Origin of the sequence: Tumebacillus flagellatus (genome assembly GCF_000714935.1) — a bacterium.
Taxonomy (GTDB): Bacteria; Bacillota; Bacilli; order Tumebacillales; family Tumebacillaceae; genus Tumebacillus; species Tumebacillus flagellatus.
Window position 1 is genome coordinate 129615 of sequence record NZ_JMIR01000006.1, and the last position, 15009, is coordinate 144623.

Below are 15009 nucleotides of genomic sequence, written 5' to 3' on the forward strand. Positions count from 1 at the left end.
ACCCTTCCTATTTCAACAAGTCGTGTTCCATTTTGGACATGTCCATGTACTGACCGCCGTCCTTCATGACGATGTCATGGAAGAGGCCTTCCGGGTACGACGAGAATTCTTGGACGTTGTCGAGGACACCCGGTTTCTGCAGGTCTTCATAGCCTTGCATGGTGAGCGCGGGAGCTTTTTGTTTGATTCCCTTCGCCCATTCGTCGAATTCCGCTTGCGGCTTGGCGACGACTTCGAACTTCATGTGCTGGAAGCCTTCGCCGGTAAAGTTTGCGCCGGAGCCGTAGTACGTGCCCGGCTTGTCCGCTTGCAGCCACAGCCGCATCGCCATGCCCGGCATCGCGTACTCTTGACCGCCGAGCTGCGGCACCCAGAACGAGTTGATCGGCGCGTCGGCGGTGAGCACGAACTGCACAGGCACGCCCGCCGGAATCTCGACGTAGTTCACGGTCGCGACTTTTTGATCCGGGTATTGGAAGAGCCACTTCCAGTTCAGCGAGGTGACTTGAATGGTGATCGGCTTGACGTCTTTCACCGGCGGCTCGGTCAACACGAACGTCGTTTTGGCGGTTTGGTAGCCGAGGATGCCGATGATGAGGATCGGGATCCCCCACCAGACGTACTCCAGAACTTTGTTGTCTTCCCACTCCGGCATGTATTTCGCTTTGTTGCCCGGTTTGTTGCGGTACCGATAGACGATAAAGATCAAGAGGGCCAGGACCGGTATGACGATCACCGCAATCAAGAGAATGGAGAAGTAGATGAGATCCAACTCTGTTTTGGCGACGGGACCGACTGGATGGAGCATGATGTAGCGCGAATCACAACCCGATGCCAGAAGTGCCGTGGCACCCAGGACTGTCAGGAGTTTGATAAGGTTCCTTTTCATTGGTTCCCCCCCAGTGTGATACAGGTTTTGGTTCGTCTCCATTGTAGGGGTTGTGTCTGGGTGCGGAGTATCGGTGAATTCACCGATCTTGAGAGGGGGATTCCCTGATGGATTCAGGGATTTCGGGAAGCGGACTCAGGGAATCGCCCGATACCGCAAAAAACGCCCGCTTTGTTATAGTAGAAAGAGTAGTAGAATGGTCTCATCCCCGTTTGCAAATCTCGACTTCCGAAAGGAGTACGAACGATGTCCATACCGAATCAAATGTCCGCTGTGGGTTCCTATAGGTCGCCTCTGCAAGTCATCCGCGCCTATTGCGAGTTGACCAAACCGAAAATCCTGCTCATGTTGGCGTTCACGTCGTTCAGCGCGGCGTTGGTCGCGACGCACGGCAGCGTAGACTTTGCCAAACTGCTGTTCATGTTCATCGGGACGGCGCTGTCGTCCGGCGGTGCCGCCGCGATCAACATGTGGTACGATCGGGACATCGACGCCGTGATGGAACGCACGCAAGGGCGTCCGATCCCCCGAGGAATGATCGACCCGGAAAAAGCGTTTCGGTTCGGCCTCCTCTTGGGCGTTCTGTCCTTTGTCGTCCTGTACGTGTTGGTCAATCCGCTGACGGCGTGGTTGGGGCTCGCGGGCTACATCTACTACGCGGTGATCTACACCGTGTGGTTGAAACGCAGAACGCCGCAAAACATCGTCATCGGCGGCGGTGCGGGTGCGATGCCCGTCCTGATCGGGTGGGCCGCTGTGACCGGAACGCTCAGTTTGGCGCCGATCTTGATGTTTTTGATCATCTTCTTCTGGACACCGCCGCACTCGTGGGCGCTGGCGTTGTACAAAAACGCCGAGTACACGAAAGCGTTGGTGCCGATGATGCCCGTCGTGAAAGGGCCGCGCTCCACGAAACGTCAAAGCGTCGTCTACACCGTCCTGCTGTTTGCAACGTCGATCGCCCTGTATTTCACCCATGCGGTGGGGGCCCTCTATCTCGTGATTGCCGTCCCGATGAACGTCGTGTTCTTGTACGCGACGATCAAAATGCACCAAGAAGCGGACGATACGTTTGTCTGGGCGAAACGGACGTTTTTCTGGTCGCTGGTGTATATTCTGGTGGTATTTACCGCGATGATGATTGGAATGTAGAGAGGTAGAATAGAGAGGCAGCTTGTAGAGGCAGAAATGAGAGAACTGAAAGAGAGCTGGTGATTTCCATGCGGAATGTACGCTTGGCGATGGGGTCGGCCATTGCGTTTTTCTTCGTCAACTTTATGGGGTTCCTCGACACGTTCACCGTGTCCACGCAAGGGTGCGGTCAGGATTACCCGTTCTGCAACGGGAAACTCTATCCCGACTTCAACAACTACCATTCGGTGATCGAGTACGTCCATCGTCTGGTCGTCTTGATCGGCATGTCGCTGTTGGTGATCGTCTCCGTGATGGCGTGGAGACGGTACAAAACGAAAAAAGTAAAAGCCTTGATCCTGTTTGCGATCGGCGGCGTGGTCGCCGAAGCGACGCTCGGCGCGCTCGCCGTGTTCTTCAACAGCCCGCCGTTGATCATGGCGGGACATATCGGCATCGCGCTGATCTCGTTCGCCGCGCTCTTGAACCTCGCGTACACGATCCGCGAGGCGGAGCTGAAGCCGCTCGGCAAGCCGATGAGCAAAGGGTTTGTGCGGTACGCGTGGTTTTTGCTGGTCTACCTGTATGTGGCGATCTACTTCGGCGCGTACGTGGCGAGCACGGGAGCGGGCGGGATGTTCCAAGGCGCGTTGATTCCGACCGAACCGGCGTCCACGCCGCTGCATACGCTCTGGATTGACCTCGGGCATCGAGGGTTGGCGCTGGGTCTCGTCTTGCTGTCGTTCGGCTTCATGATGTTGGCGAGAAAGCACCAACACTTCGTCGGGATCTCGATCGCGATGTTCGTCTTGGTCTTGCTGCAAGGGGTGAGCGGCGTGTTGCTCGTCGTCACGCACTTGCACCTCGCCGCGATCCTGTTCCATGTGACCGACGTGTCCCTGCTGTTCGGTCTGGTCAGCCTCGTCGGCGTGCAAAGCGTGGGCAGACGAGAGAAATCCGCTGTGGGTTCCGCACCGTTGGAGCCTGCGTTTCCCCGTCGTTGACACTTGCAGAGCATGAAAAAAAGACTGTCTGCGCGGCCGAATCCGGTTGCGTCAGGCAGTCTTTTTTAATTAGGAAAAAATACAAAATTGCGGCAGATGAGGAGCTTGTAAATGTGATAGGATTACCAGTAAATACTATTGGAGGCGATAACTCGATGGAACAGCAAAAACGACAAGTGCGCTCCGGCATCATGACTCCGGTTAAGGGTCTGATGACACGCGAGGAACGGCTGAACCCGTTTGCTTTTTTCCAAAACATGCGGGAGACGGCTCCGGTGCGGTATGATCAGGACCGCGACACGTGGGATGTGTTTCGCTATGAAGACGTGTACCGCGTCCTGTCCGATCACACGACGTTCTCGTCCAACCGCAATGCGGTGCTCAGATCGAACCAGAGCTCTGACAATGCCAGTTTGATCGCGATGGACCCGCCGCAGCATACGAAGTATCGCAACATCGTCAACCGGGCGTTCACCCCGAAACGCGTGCAGGACTTGGCGCCGCGCATTGAGGAGATCACCCGCGAACTGCTTGACGCGGTGGAGGGCACGGGCGAAGTCGACCTCATCCGGGAGTTTGCCGGGCCGCTTCCGGTCATCGTCATCGCGGACATTCTCGGCATTCCGGCGGCGGACCGTCACCTGTTCAAGGAGTGGTCCGACAAACTGGTCGAGTCGCCCCATGCGCAACATGACGAAGCGTACCAAGCCAGCATGATGGAAAAAGCCCGTGTCTCCCAAGAGCTCGGCGCTTACTTTAAGAAGCAACTCGATGCCCGCCGCGTGACACCCGGCGACGACCTGTTGACCGTGTTGCTCGAAGCGGAAGTCGAAGGGGAGCGCTTGAACGAACAGCAACTGCTGTCGTTCTGCCTGTTGCTGTTGGTGGCGGGGAACGAAACGACCACCAACTTGATCACCAACGCCGTTCGTGCGTTTGCGGAACAGCCGGAGTTGCAGACGAAGCTGCGCGAGAACCCGGACTTGATCCCGAGCGCGGTGGAGGAAGCGCTGCGTTACTACTCGCCGGTCGCCGCGATCCCCAGCCGTTTCGCCACGCAAGACGTGGAGCTTGGCGGTCAATGGATCAAGCAGGGCGACCAAGTCGTGGCTTGGCTGAACTCCGCGAACCGCGATGAAGCGAAGTTTCCGAACGCGGATCAATTCCTCGTCGACCGCAACCCGAACCCCCATCTGGCGTTCGGCTGGGGGATTCACTTCTGCCTCGGCGCACCGCTTGCACGTCTGGAAGGGCAGATCGCGCTGAAAGCGATCATCGAGCGCATGCCGAACATCCGGTTCAAAGCGGGCACGGAACTGCAACCGGTCACGTCGACGTTGGTTTTTGCGGTGAAGGAATTGCCGATTACGTTTGATGTGAAGTAAAAAACGAAATGAAAAAGACGCCTCGCTTGGCAGGGCGTCTTTTCGTTTGTTCGCTTTAGAAGTTAAGCCAAGACCGCTTGTACATACGCTTTTGCGGACGCTTCCAACTCTTCGTCGGACAGGTTGGAAGCACCGTTCAAGATGAAGGACGGCAGGAGTTTCGTGCCGATCAAGTTGCTGGTCGCTTCCAGCGGTCGCAAGAGTTCCTCCATCGTGTAGTTGTTGAAGCCGCCGTGCTGGTACGCTTCTTTCGGGCTGCCGGTCGAGGTTGCGAGGAGCAATTCCTTGCCGTGCAGTTTGTTGCCGCCTTCCGTGCCGAATGCCCAACCGTAGGTCAACACGGAGTCTTCCCACAGTTTCAACAGCGGCGGCGTGCTGTACCAGAAGAACGGGAATTGCAGGACGATGCGATCATGCTCCAGCAACAGTTGTTGCTCGCGCTCCACATCGATTTGGAAGTTCGGGTAGGCTTCGTACAGATTGTGAATCGTCACATCGCCTGCTGCTTGCAACTCTTGTACCCAGCGTTTGCTGATGCGGGATTGTTCCAAATTCGGGTGGGCCACCAATACCAATACTTTCATGTCCATCTTCCTCTCGTCTGTGTGTGCTTTAACTACAATCATTTTAGTTGCAGTTAGGTGCCGTGTCAACACCCTGCATGAGAGGTTCGTGCTATACTAGGTATGAAAGGGTTTGAAAGGTTCGAGTGGAGGTGTAACGAATGGCAACAGGATGGTTTCCGTTGGCTGTGCATGCGCTGGCTTTGTTGTCCACTTCGGAAGACGGGTATTCCAGTTCTTATATAGCGGGCAGTGTGAATACACACTCCGTTTTTTTGCGAAAGGTCTTGGCGAAATTGGTGACGGAGGGGATCTTGGCAACACGGGAAGGGGCGAGGGGCGGATACCGACTTCTGCGTCCGGCACAGGAGCTGACGTTGGCGGAGGTCTATCGCGTGATGGAACCTGACGGCGTTCTCTCTCCCAGCGTCGCCGAACCCAATGTCGCTTGTCCGGTCGGCGCCGGGATTCGCGCCGCATTTGGAGAGGTGATGGAGCGGGTGGACACGGTGGTTCTCGCCGAGTTGGAGACTCTCACCGTTGCTGACATTGCGAGCCGCGCGATTGAGTTTGGCAAAGAGCGCAGTTGCTAACCACATCTGAACGTACAAACGATCGCTTTGGAGGCGGTCGTTTTTTGTTCTCCATGAATTTCCAATTTGCCGCTATAATGAAAGGGATGAATCTGGAGGAGTTGGGAAAACACATGCAAGCATCCATTTGGCGAGACCCCCGCTTTGTGCTCTACGCCTTGGGCGGTCTCGTCAACAATACAGGCAACAGCATCTACTTGGTCGCTTTGCCGCTGATGGTCTTTGCGTTGACGGGGTCTGTCGGCGCGATGTCGATCATGGCGATTTGCGAGACGATTCCGCGCTCGCTGATCGGGCTATTCTTGGCGGGGCCGTTGGTGGATCGGGTCAGCCGCCAAGTCGTGTTGAGCGCGGCGTTGACGTTCCAGTCCGTTTGCAGCGTCGCCATCGCGCTTCTCAACTCCACCGGCACGTTGGAGATCTGGATGCTCTACGTGCTCGGCGGCTTGATCGCGACGGCGCATGAGTTTGTGCGCTCCGCCAACTTCGCGGTCGTCCCGCTGATGTTCGGCGACCGCAAGATGGAAGCGAACTCCGGCACGAACTCGATGTTCCGCCTGTCGATGATTCTCGGCCCGGCGCTGGCGAGTCTGCTCTTGGCGCTGACGTCGTACAGCGCGATCCTCTGGATCAACGCGGTGACGTACTTTGCGCCGCTCGCGGCGCTCTACTGGATGAAAATTCCTCGTGAAAACTTGGGCGGCGTCCGGTCGGCAAGTCAAATTGCCGCCGACTTGCGCGAAGGGCTGCTGTTTCTCTACCGGGATAAAACTCAGGTACGGCTGCTCTCCGGCAGTCTGTTCTACAGCCTCGCTACCGGCGGCATCACGACGGTGATGATCTTCTCGCTGAAAAACAGCTACAGCCTCACCGACGAAACCATCTCCGGCTACCTCACGCTCAGCGCGGCGGGTGCGCTGCTCAGTTCGCTGATCACCCCGCGTCTGAAGAACGTCAACAACAACAAACTCATGGTAAACGGCCTGCTCGTCACCGCCGTCAGTCTGGGTTTGCTGCTGATCCCGGTCTTCTGGATCATGCCGATCGCCTTGGTGTTAAGCGGCGTCGGGCAACTGTTCTACACCCTCGCATACACCGTGGAAATGCAGGACCGCACGCCAAGCGATATGCTCGGGCGGGTGGGGAGCACGATGCGGATGGTGGAGTTTTTTTCACGCGGGGTGTCCACGTCCTTGCTGGGCGCGTTGACGGCGAAGTGGGGAGCAGAAGCCGCGTTCGTCGGGGCGATCGTCGTCAGTTTGTTGCCGTTTCTTACGCTTGCCCCCGGTGAATGGCGTCGTGACAAAAACCATCGGTTATAAAAAGGAGCCTGTTGAGTGCGAGACTCAACAGGCTTCATTTTTTTGATTTAACAAAAGGAAATATATCAAATACATAGTGTTACCTTACAAACAGTTAGAGTTGTGTAGTATGATCATATTGTTTCGGAAAAATTGGGTATGAAGGTGGAACTTGGGGGTCAATGTCGTATGGATGAGTTACAAATTGCAAAACAGATGATAACCAGTCTTGAACAAGACCCACTGGTCGCTGAGTACTTTGAAACCAATATTCAATGGCTCAAAGACCGAGCGGAGTTATGGAACACCCAGTTCATACGCATTGGCTTGGTTGGGGTCACAAGCAGTGGAAAATCGACCCTGTTAAATGCACTCCTTGAGGAAGAAGTTTTGCCGACTGCTGTCCGACCCAGCTCCGGGACGTTGATCACATGTGTAAAAGGACCAGAGTTGCAGGCGAAATTCTTTTTTTCTGATGGGAGCCCTCCTCTAACCAAGAGCGGAGACAATCTTGCGGAGGAAATCAAAAACTACGCCGATGAAAGAGATAATCCGAACAACGAAAAAAACATTCGTGTGATCGCGATTGAATCACCTGATTATCTGTTAGACTCCAATCTGCAAATCGTTGACAGTCCAGGACTCGATGCGTACGGATATGACTCGCACGAAGCTTTGACGATGGAGAATCTGTTACCCACTGTCGACCTCTGTCTCTATGTGGTGACCATGAAGGCCAATTCAGACAGTACGACGTACCGAGTGATCGAATCGATTCGCCACCATCACAAACCGCTGATCATCGTGCAAAACATGCTCGATTCCGTCGAGAAAAAAATCGGTTCGGGAGGGGCGGTATTAAAAAACAAAGACGAAGTGGCGAGGGACCATCGAGACCGCGTCTTGAGGATTGTTTCCAAAGTGGACCCCTCGCTCCAATCTAGTGTGAATGTTGTTCAGGTTTCCGCCAAACAGGCCCTCCAATCTCGAAAACAACATGCCAATCCAAATTGGCAACAATCCCAATTGGAGATTTTGATCGAGACGATTCAGCGACATGTGGGACATATTCGCCCGCAAATGAAGCGCAACCGATTGCTTCAATTGTACAGACACATCTCCGAATTGGTTTCGGAGGAGCTATTGAATTTGCAATCAGATCCAGTGGCTGAGGTGTCAGAGCCAATTTCTGCTGCACTTGTACCGCATCTCAACAATCAGAATGAAATCGAAAAACAGTTTGAAGGCACAAAACAGAAGACGCAAGGCTTGTTAACCCAAATCCAATACACCTTTCAGCGAGCGCACTCGTACTTGGATTCGTTGAATCGGGAACGAGTTCAAGAAGCGGAAAAACGAATAGAAGAAGTCAAGAGTCAAGTGCAATCGTTGGAGTCACAAATTGTGCAAGGGCTGAGGGTCTTTCACCAAAACATCAGCACGGTACTCACATCGTTGAACTTGAATCCGGAAGATTATCTTGGAAACGACATTCCCAACCCGCGAACGAGTGCGAGTGCTTTTCAACTGAAGAAGAGAATCGAATCTCGCACGGTTCGGCGAGAAAAGAAGGGTTTTTTTAACGCGATTAAAAGAATATTTGGGGGTGGCTACGAAGAGAAAGAAATCGAATACGAAGTATTCAATCCCAGCGCCACCCATGAAAGTTTGATGATGCATTACCAGAAAACGATGGAAACGATGACCCACTTCCTCGATCAATGGGAGCAGCGGATGGGTCATTTGCAAGAGATCGTCAACCAAGAGGTGGGCCGCCGCATTGAGGAAGTCATGAAGAAACGAAAACAACGCCTCGCAAAGCAAAAAGCACAAGAGCTGGTCTTGTCATTGCAAGAGTGGACTGCCGTGATCGGTGAGCACCTTGGGGTCCATGAGACCGCGGCAGCTCGTGAGGTTTTGAAACCTCAACCGGAACAACGTGCGGAATTCCCTAACCTCCAAAATGTGGAAATCCAGAACTCGGTTTATCACCTCTACCAACTCAGCCGCCATCTTCTAACAAGGCAATTTCACCAAATCTGGAGTTACTGCCAATCAGCAAATGAAAAGTTTGGAGGGTCGTTTTCTACCACTGTGATCTGGGGATGGGATGAATTCTCGCTTTCACAATTCGCGCGACGGTTTCTCCCTCTGGACCTCCCTGATCACCTGCCGCGTTTGGAACAAGTGGGGTACCTTTCGATCGATCACGAACAACACCGCTTTGTTCTCGTCAATGAACAGAGTTTTGGGCCGCAGTCCGCTCCAGAATTGAGTTTGATGTTGGAAAACAGACCGTTTCACGCGTATGTCTTGGTCAACGCTATCCAAGAGGGGGCGGCGAAGAAACAATTCAAGACCAGTCTCATACACAGAATGCTTCAAATGAGAACTGCGAGGGTGAACTTGGTCGGTCAATCACTTGAAGAATTCAAAACGGGGCGAAATATGGGAGAAGGTATTTTCAGCTTGCTCAACCTGCAACAAGAAATCGCAGAGTCCAATCGAGGAGTTCTATTGCTTAATGACAGCAACCCGGTCTACTCGTTGTTGATGTGTGAGCTCTCCCATCGTTTGAATCTGACCATCGCTGACGAGAGTGAGATCATGAGTCTATTGTGGAGGCTGTTTCCTTACCTGTTGAATGAATCCAGTCGTGAATTTTGTACCCAGATTCTCCGAGCGTACAGTGAATTTCAATCGTAAAGGTGGTACGTGTAAACATGAGCGACTCGCTCTTGATTCAAGTGGATGACGTGACCAAAAGCATGCTGGAAACGATCGAGGAGAGAATTTTTGATGGAACGAGAAGATCTCAAGAAACTGCGTTGCAAGAGTTTTCCGAACGGATGGAGCAAGTGCAACAAACATTGCAGCGCTCTTTAGACACGGCCATTAAACAAGCCAAACTGACCAATGAGCAGATGCTGCCGTTGCAATCTGAGATCCAGCGAATGGGCCGTACCTTGCAAGAGATGACGAATATCTCGCAATCGGAAGCCATTTCAACGCAGGAAGCACACGCGACTTTGCTCCAACAGTTGCATGAAATGGAGCAGCGATTGCTTGCTCATGTTGAACAGTCTGCAACTCAACTCTTCCGAGTTCAGCAGCAGTTTAACGAGCAATTTGCTCAAATCAAAGCGTCACAGCAACGGCAATCCGAGCAGAATCAGGAACTGCTTACACTTTGCGCTCTGCTTGTAACGAAGATGGAAGCGGTCGAGAACGATGTGAAATGGTGCCAAAAACCGATCTGGCAGCGTTTGTTTGGAGGGAGACGATAAGATGATTGCAACCACGCACCCGATGTTGGATGAAAAATTTATTACACTGGCAGACACGTACATCCCTTTGATTACGGAACAGGGTCAATCGTCATACCGTGACTTGTTTGCGGCAAAACTTGAGAAACTCAACACGTCTGAATTCTTGGTTCCCGTCCTCGGCCTGCAAGGAACGGGAAAAAGCAGTCTGTTAAATGCGTTGTTGATGAAGGATTTGGTACTGCCGGTCGACGCTGATGAGACGACGTGTATTCCTGTGGAAGTACGGTATGGGAAGCGAGACGGAGAGGTGCACGTATTCTTCCGAGATCAAGACCAAGCAGTGATCTTGGAGAACCCGAAGGAATTGGAACTCTACGTTCACAACTTGTATAACCCCGGCAACGAAAAGCAGGTTACGCATGTGGTGGTTTACTCTTCGGATGAGTTGCTGGCCAATCAACTGGTGCTGGTCGATTTGCCTGGGGTGGGAAGTTTGACTCCGCGGAATGTGGAGAGCACGATGAGCTATATCGAGCGTTTGTCTGCCGCGATCTTTATGTTGCGGACGGTCCCGACGATCACCAAATCGGAACGGGCGTTTTTAGCGAGCGCATGGCCGAAATTGACAACGGCTTGGTTTGTTCAAAATCAATGGAACGACGAAACCCCGGATGAAGTGGAAGACAGCCGAGCCTATAACTTACAAACCTTGCAACAGATTGCCGACCAGTATAAGACGGGCGGCGCTGTAGAGATTCGGGTGTTAAACGTATATCAAGCGTTACAGGCACGACTCCAGCACGACCCGAAACTGTATGAACAATCCGGTGTCCACGAAATTCGCGAACTCTTGCGGGATTTATCTCTGAACTGGCAAAAAGTCTTGCAAGAAGAAGCGCATCAATCGTTGCTTCATCTGATTCAGGATCTCAAGCAAACGATTGCAACACGGCTTGCGGACTTTTCGTTATCAAGGGAAGAGCGTCTGGCCAAGTATCAAGAGCAAGAACGACATCACGAAGAAAAATACCGCTACAACCGCAATCTGATCTCTGAAATCGAAGAGAAAATCTCCGCTTATCGTACCGAATATGAAGTGTTGGCACGCGAGGAAAGCAAACGGCAGACAGAAAATCTGCGCAATGAAATGAGACGAATCATCCAAGGCGGTGTCGTCGACGGGCATCTCTTGAACCGCGCGTATCAGGAGCAACAGGAATACATCATCAGCGATCTCATGGAAGACCTCTCTCTTGGGGTGTACCGCATGCAGCAAGATTTGTCAGCCATGCTAGGGCAGTTGCAAATTCAGGACTTTCAAGGTGAGTTTACGAAAGATGGAACGTTTCATCGAGAGGAAGCGTTCAAGTTTGAAAAAGCGATTCCGCATGCTATGAATCTGGGCAGCGCGATTGGTGCTGTGTTTCTTGCATCCGCAGTTGGCGGACCGGTTGGAATCGTGGTAGGGCTCGTGGCGGGACTTGGCATGGGGCTGCTTGGCGGTTTTCTCGGACGCAAAGCCAAGAGCGCGGTCAACCAGCAAAGGCAGAAATACACACTGAGAGATCTTGAAGGACCTTTGAGTGAGTTTGAGTCGGAGGTGAAACGGATCATTCAATCCTTCGCCGATCACGCGTTTGTGCAAATCGAACAGGGGCTTGAGAGTTTCGTTCGTACCCAATACGAAATCTTGCAGGCTGAAAAACAGCAGCATGACGAAGCCATGTTCAGAAATGAACAGTTTGATCAGCAAATGCGAGAGAAATTGCAACAAGATCTGGAGTGGATGACACAATTCGAGGTGAGCGTGCTTGCGTACTCAAACTGAGTTACAACAGAGAATGGAGCAGATCGAAGAACTGCTCGAACGATTGGGAAACGACAAGCTAACAGCGCTGGGACGGTTTCTTCGCGAGCGCGTTTCCTACCCAGAACACTTTGTCATTTTGCTTGGGGAAACGAGCAGCGGGAAAACCTCTCTGATCAATGGCATGTTGGGACAGGAACGCCTGACCGCAAGTGCACGACCGACAACCGGAACGGTGATCGAATTGATGGATGACCTGGAACTGGAGGCTGAAGCAACGTTCCGCGTGAACGAGGAAGCGACACTGGAGTCGATCTCTCGGGATCGTTTTCATGAACTGAGCATGCACCCCGATAGCAATCTTGCAAGACTACGGCTCATGGTGCCCCAATTCCCGCATGAGTTGAAAGGACTTCGACTGTTTGATACCCCAGGATATGATTCATTGGCAAACGAACACGAAGAGGTGTTGAAGGATTTCATCCCCAACAGTGACGTGATTGTGTATGTGGTTTCCTACCGGGTCGGATTCAAGGAGAATGACCATCAGTTTATGCAATACATTCAAAATGTTTTGCAACCAACTACAGAATTCGTTCTCGTAGTCAATCGTGTTCCATCAGATGTGGAGCGGTCAGACCGCCGTATTCTCGAAATCGTTCAACATGCAGAAGATAGTTTGCATCGCTCGCTGCAGTATTTCCTGGTTCCGACAGTCCAGCAATCACCACAAGGGCCGCCCAAGCCTGTTTTGCCCGTTGCAGCTGACCTGTGGGAGTACCTGAAAATCAATCTGTTGTCGCCGCAGCGTCAAGAGGCATTGCTGCATTCTCTGACTCACTACCAAAAAGATTTGTTATCGCTGATTCAACAAGAGGCAGAGAAAACACTTGCTTTCGCCAAAGCAAATCAGGCCGAGAAAGACGCGGTTGCGAGTGGAATCCACACATTTTTGGAGCAAGAAGAACAAATCCGCATGAAAATCAAAATGACGTTCGCTAAACTGAACGACCAGTTACCGCGACTGTTTAACACCGCCACTGAGCGGATCGCGATTAAATTGCAGGCGCAAATCGAAGAGGCGAACAAGTGGACGAGCCAAGATGAATGCGCACAGTTTGTACAGGCTCATTCAATGCCTTTGTTGGTTCGTCAAGAGACCAAGACGATTACTGAGTATTTGATGAGAGAGCTTGAGCGCTTGGATGCCGAGATTGAGTCTCTCTTGAACACGGCAGTAGAAAAGTTTGAATACGAAGTGCGCGTAGAGGCGCCATCCTTTGAGCCTCTGATGATCTCCTTGACACGAAACGTGGCAAAAGACGTGATTGGGGCGGGCTTGGTGCAATTTTTTGCTCAATACGGAGGAGCCGGGGGCGCGGGTGCCGGAGTGGCGAATGCGGCCAGCCATGGGTTAAAAGTGCTGGGAGACGCGTTTGGGCATACGTTCTCTCGTTCAACCCATAATGGATTGACTTCCTTCTTGGCCAAAATTGGAGCGACTTCCACCCGTGCGATATCGGCAGCAGCAATCGTGTTCGTCGAAGGAGCATTTTTCGTGTACGAGGCTTTAACTTGGCAAGGAAAACTGGGCAAGGCAATCGACCGTGCATTGGTGGAGTGGCAGCAAAATGCTCTTTCGGGCAGTCAAGAGAGCCTGACAGAACTGGAAGAGCATAATTACCAAAATTTCCACGAGTACTTCACAGCGTATCGTGAAGCATTTGCAGTTTCTGAAGTTGAAGAAGAGGAAGAGGTACGTTTTGCTATCGTCCAACAAATTCTTTTACAAACGCAGAAAATGATTGATGAATTGGACGAAACTCTTCAGGAGGCGCTGGTATGACGTCAAGAAGAACCACATTACCGGATGCAACACAGTCCTTTCATCAAGAAGTCCTAACAGGGAAGAACTCGAATTCCGTTTTTTCTAAGGAAATGGGTGCACAAGTGCTAACTAAAGTCGTCGATTCCCTCCCCGAATTGATCGAATTAGCAAAACGGTGGACTGAAGTAAAAAAAATCGAAGCCCAAGCAGAAGCGATGTCGAAAGTGATTCGGGAACAGACCAAGGCGTTTGTGGAAGTAGAAATGGAGCGACGTAAGAAGTTCGAATCCAAAGCACAGGCGGTTTCCAATATTATGAGAGAATTGACAGCAGCCCTTGCGATCTCGGGGATTACGGAAGAGGTACAGAAAATGTTGATTGAGACATATCAGCAAGCGATGCGTGCAGTTGTTCAGGAAAAATCGGAGGAAGCATGATCGACAGTCTCGTTCAAATCTGGGATGAAGTTCTTCGCTTGCTTACACGCCAAATGACAGAGGCGGCCAATGCAAAGGTTAGACAAGTCTGGGAACAACTTGATCGAGAGGCCGCTCTTGCGCGTCGTCAAAAAATCGATGAGATCAATCGGTCCATCTTGTCTCTAAATATTTTGATCCTCAAAATCGAAAAACAGCTGTCCGAGATTCAGTTGATATGTCCGGATGCAATGATGACCACCGTCAAGCCGTTCCTCATCGAACTAAAGCAAAGAAAAGGGGAACTCGAAGTACGAAAAATGGAATTCGCCCGTGCAAGAGCAACGTAGAATCAAAAAAGAACCTGTCGAGCGCGGAACTCACTCGATAGGTTCTTTTTTCCTTAATCCTGATCACATCCTACCCATTGACTATCCACCTGTAATAATTCAATTCCCTCTGCATACGATGAGGGTAGGTAGGCACACCACCTTGAAAGGAAATGGTTACCACAGAGGTTTACAATTCTCATCCTCTATGTTTATACTAATACCAGTGCTTAATTCCCAAGTATTCAAATTGGGAAGCGGGGGAACCAAATTTTCCTGGGGCGTATCGGAGCGTGGCGATTGAATGCAGAGGCCGCCAAGCTTCGTAGGGAACCATCTTATCCCGAGCCCGTCAGCTAACCTCGTCAGCGTCAGATGGGTCAATTGCATGAAGGTTTCACACACATTGACCCGAGCAAGCAGGCAGGGTCTTTTTTGCATACTTTTTTGCGGACCCTGGTCGTTGTTGGCAGGGTCTCTTTGCGTTTTTTTAC

12 protein-coding genes, 1 pseudogene and 1 riboswitch are annotated in these 15009 nt (G+C 51.9%); of the genes and pseudogenes, 11 read left to right on the forward strand and 2 right to left on the reverse strand.

Annotated features, from left to right (window positions below):
• Positions 1-7: 7 nt before the first annotated feature.
• Positions 8-889 carry a ubiquinol oxidase subunit II gene (locus EL26_RS06315; RefSeq protein WP_038085770.1) on the reverse strand — a complete coding sequence of 294 codons (882 nt, stop codon included), beginning with the start codon at positions 887-889 and terminating at the stop codon, positions 8-10.
• A 246-nt stretch (positions 890-1135) separates the two neighbouring features.
• Between EL26_RS06315 and EL26_RS06320 the strand changes: the two genes are divergently transcribed.
• The 3 genes from EL26_RS06320 (at position 1136) to EL26_RS06330 (ending at position 4409) form a co-directional block, all read left to right on the forward strand.
• Positions 1136-2041 (forward strand): heme o synthase, encoded by a 906-nt coding sequence (locus tag EL26_RS06320; protein ID WP_202962846.1) that lies wholly within the window; start codon positions 1136-1138, stop codon positions 2039-2041.
• A gap of 68 nt (positions 2042-2109) precedes the next feature.
• Positions 2110-3024 (forward strand): COX15/CtaA family protein, encoded by a 915-nt coding sequence (locus EL26_RS06325; protein ID WP_081857021.1) that lies wholly within the window; start codon positions 2110-2112, stop codon positions 3022-3024.
• 155 nt (positions 3025-3179) lie between these two features.
• Positions 3180-4409 (forward strand): cytochrome P450, encoded by a 1230-nt coding sequence (locus tag EL26_RS06330; protein WP_052036061.1) that lies wholly within the window; start codon positions 3180-3182, stop codon positions 4407-4409.
• 62 nt (positions 4410-4471) lie between these two features.
• On the opposite strand, the gene EL26_RS06335 is transcribed toward EL26_RS06330, so the two are convergent.
• Positions 4472-4993, reverse strand: a complete 522-nt coding sequence (locus EL26_RS06335; protein ID WP_038085773.1) for an NAD(P)H-dependent oxidoreductase — start codon at positions 4991-4993, stop codon at positions 4472-4474.
• Positions 4994-5133: 140 nt separating this feature from the next.
• On the opposite strand from EL26_RS06335, the gene EL26_RS06340 reads away from it, so the two are divergent.
• From EL26_RS06340 to EL26_RS06375, 8 genes and pseudogenes are all read left to right on the forward strand, one after another.
• Complete coding sequence (locus EL26_RS06340) at positions 5134-5565, forward strand: Rrf2 family transcriptional regulator (RefSeq protein WP_038085775.1); 432 nt, start codon at positions 5134-5136, stop codon at positions 5563-5565.
• A gap of 113 nt (positions 5566-5678) precedes the next feature.
• Positions 5679-6887 carry an MFS transporter gene (locus EL26_RS06345; RefSeq protein WP_038085776.1) on the forward strand — a complete coding sequence of 403 codons (1209 nt, stop codon included), beginning with the start codon at positions 5679-5681 and terminating at the stop codon, positions 6885-6887.
• 297 nt (positions 6888-7184) lie between these two features.
• Positions 7185-9572 (forward strand): annotated as a pseudogene (locus EL26_RS06350) (dynamin family protein); the annotation flags it as partial.
• Between the two features lie 17 nt (positions 9573-9589).
• Entirely contained in the window at positions 9590-10153 is a 564-nt protein-coding gene (locus tag EL26_RS06355) for a hypothetical protein (RefSeq protein ID WP_038085780.1), read from the forward strand.
• Between the two features lies 1 nt (position 10154).
• The gene (locus EL26_RS06360) at positions 10155-11963 is read left to right on the forward strand and encodes a dynamin family protein (protein WP_038085782.1); all 1809 of its coding nucleotides are present in this window, start codon (positions 10155-10157) and stop codon (positions 11961-11963) included.
• Positions 11964-11976: 13 nt separating this feature from the next.
• Positions 11977-13788 (forward strand): dynamin family protein, encoded by a 1812-nt coding sequence (locus EL26_RS06365; protein WP_152559185.1) that lies wholly within the window; start codon positions 11977-11979, stop codon positions 13786-13788.
• The gene (locus tag EL26_RS06370) at positions 13785-14207 is read left to right on the forward strand and encodes a hypothetical protein (protein WP_038085787.1); all 423 of its coding nucleotides are present in this window, start codon (positions 13785-13787) and stop codon (positions 14205-14207) included. Before EL26_RS06365 ends, EL26_RS06370 begins: the two co-directional genes overlap by 4 nt.
• Positions 14204-14536, forward strand: a complete 333-nt coding sequence (locus tag EL26_RS06375; protein ID WP_038085789.1) for a hypothetical protein — start codon at positions 14204-14206, stop codon at positions 14534-14536. Before EL26_RS06370 ends, EL26_RS06375 begins: the two co-directional genes overlap by 4 nt.
• 196 nt (positions 14537-14732) lie before the next feature.
• Positions 14733-14901, forward strand: a riboswitch (cyclic di-AMP (ydaO/yuaA leader).
• The last annotated feature ends 108 nt before the right edge of the window (positions 14902-15009 follow it).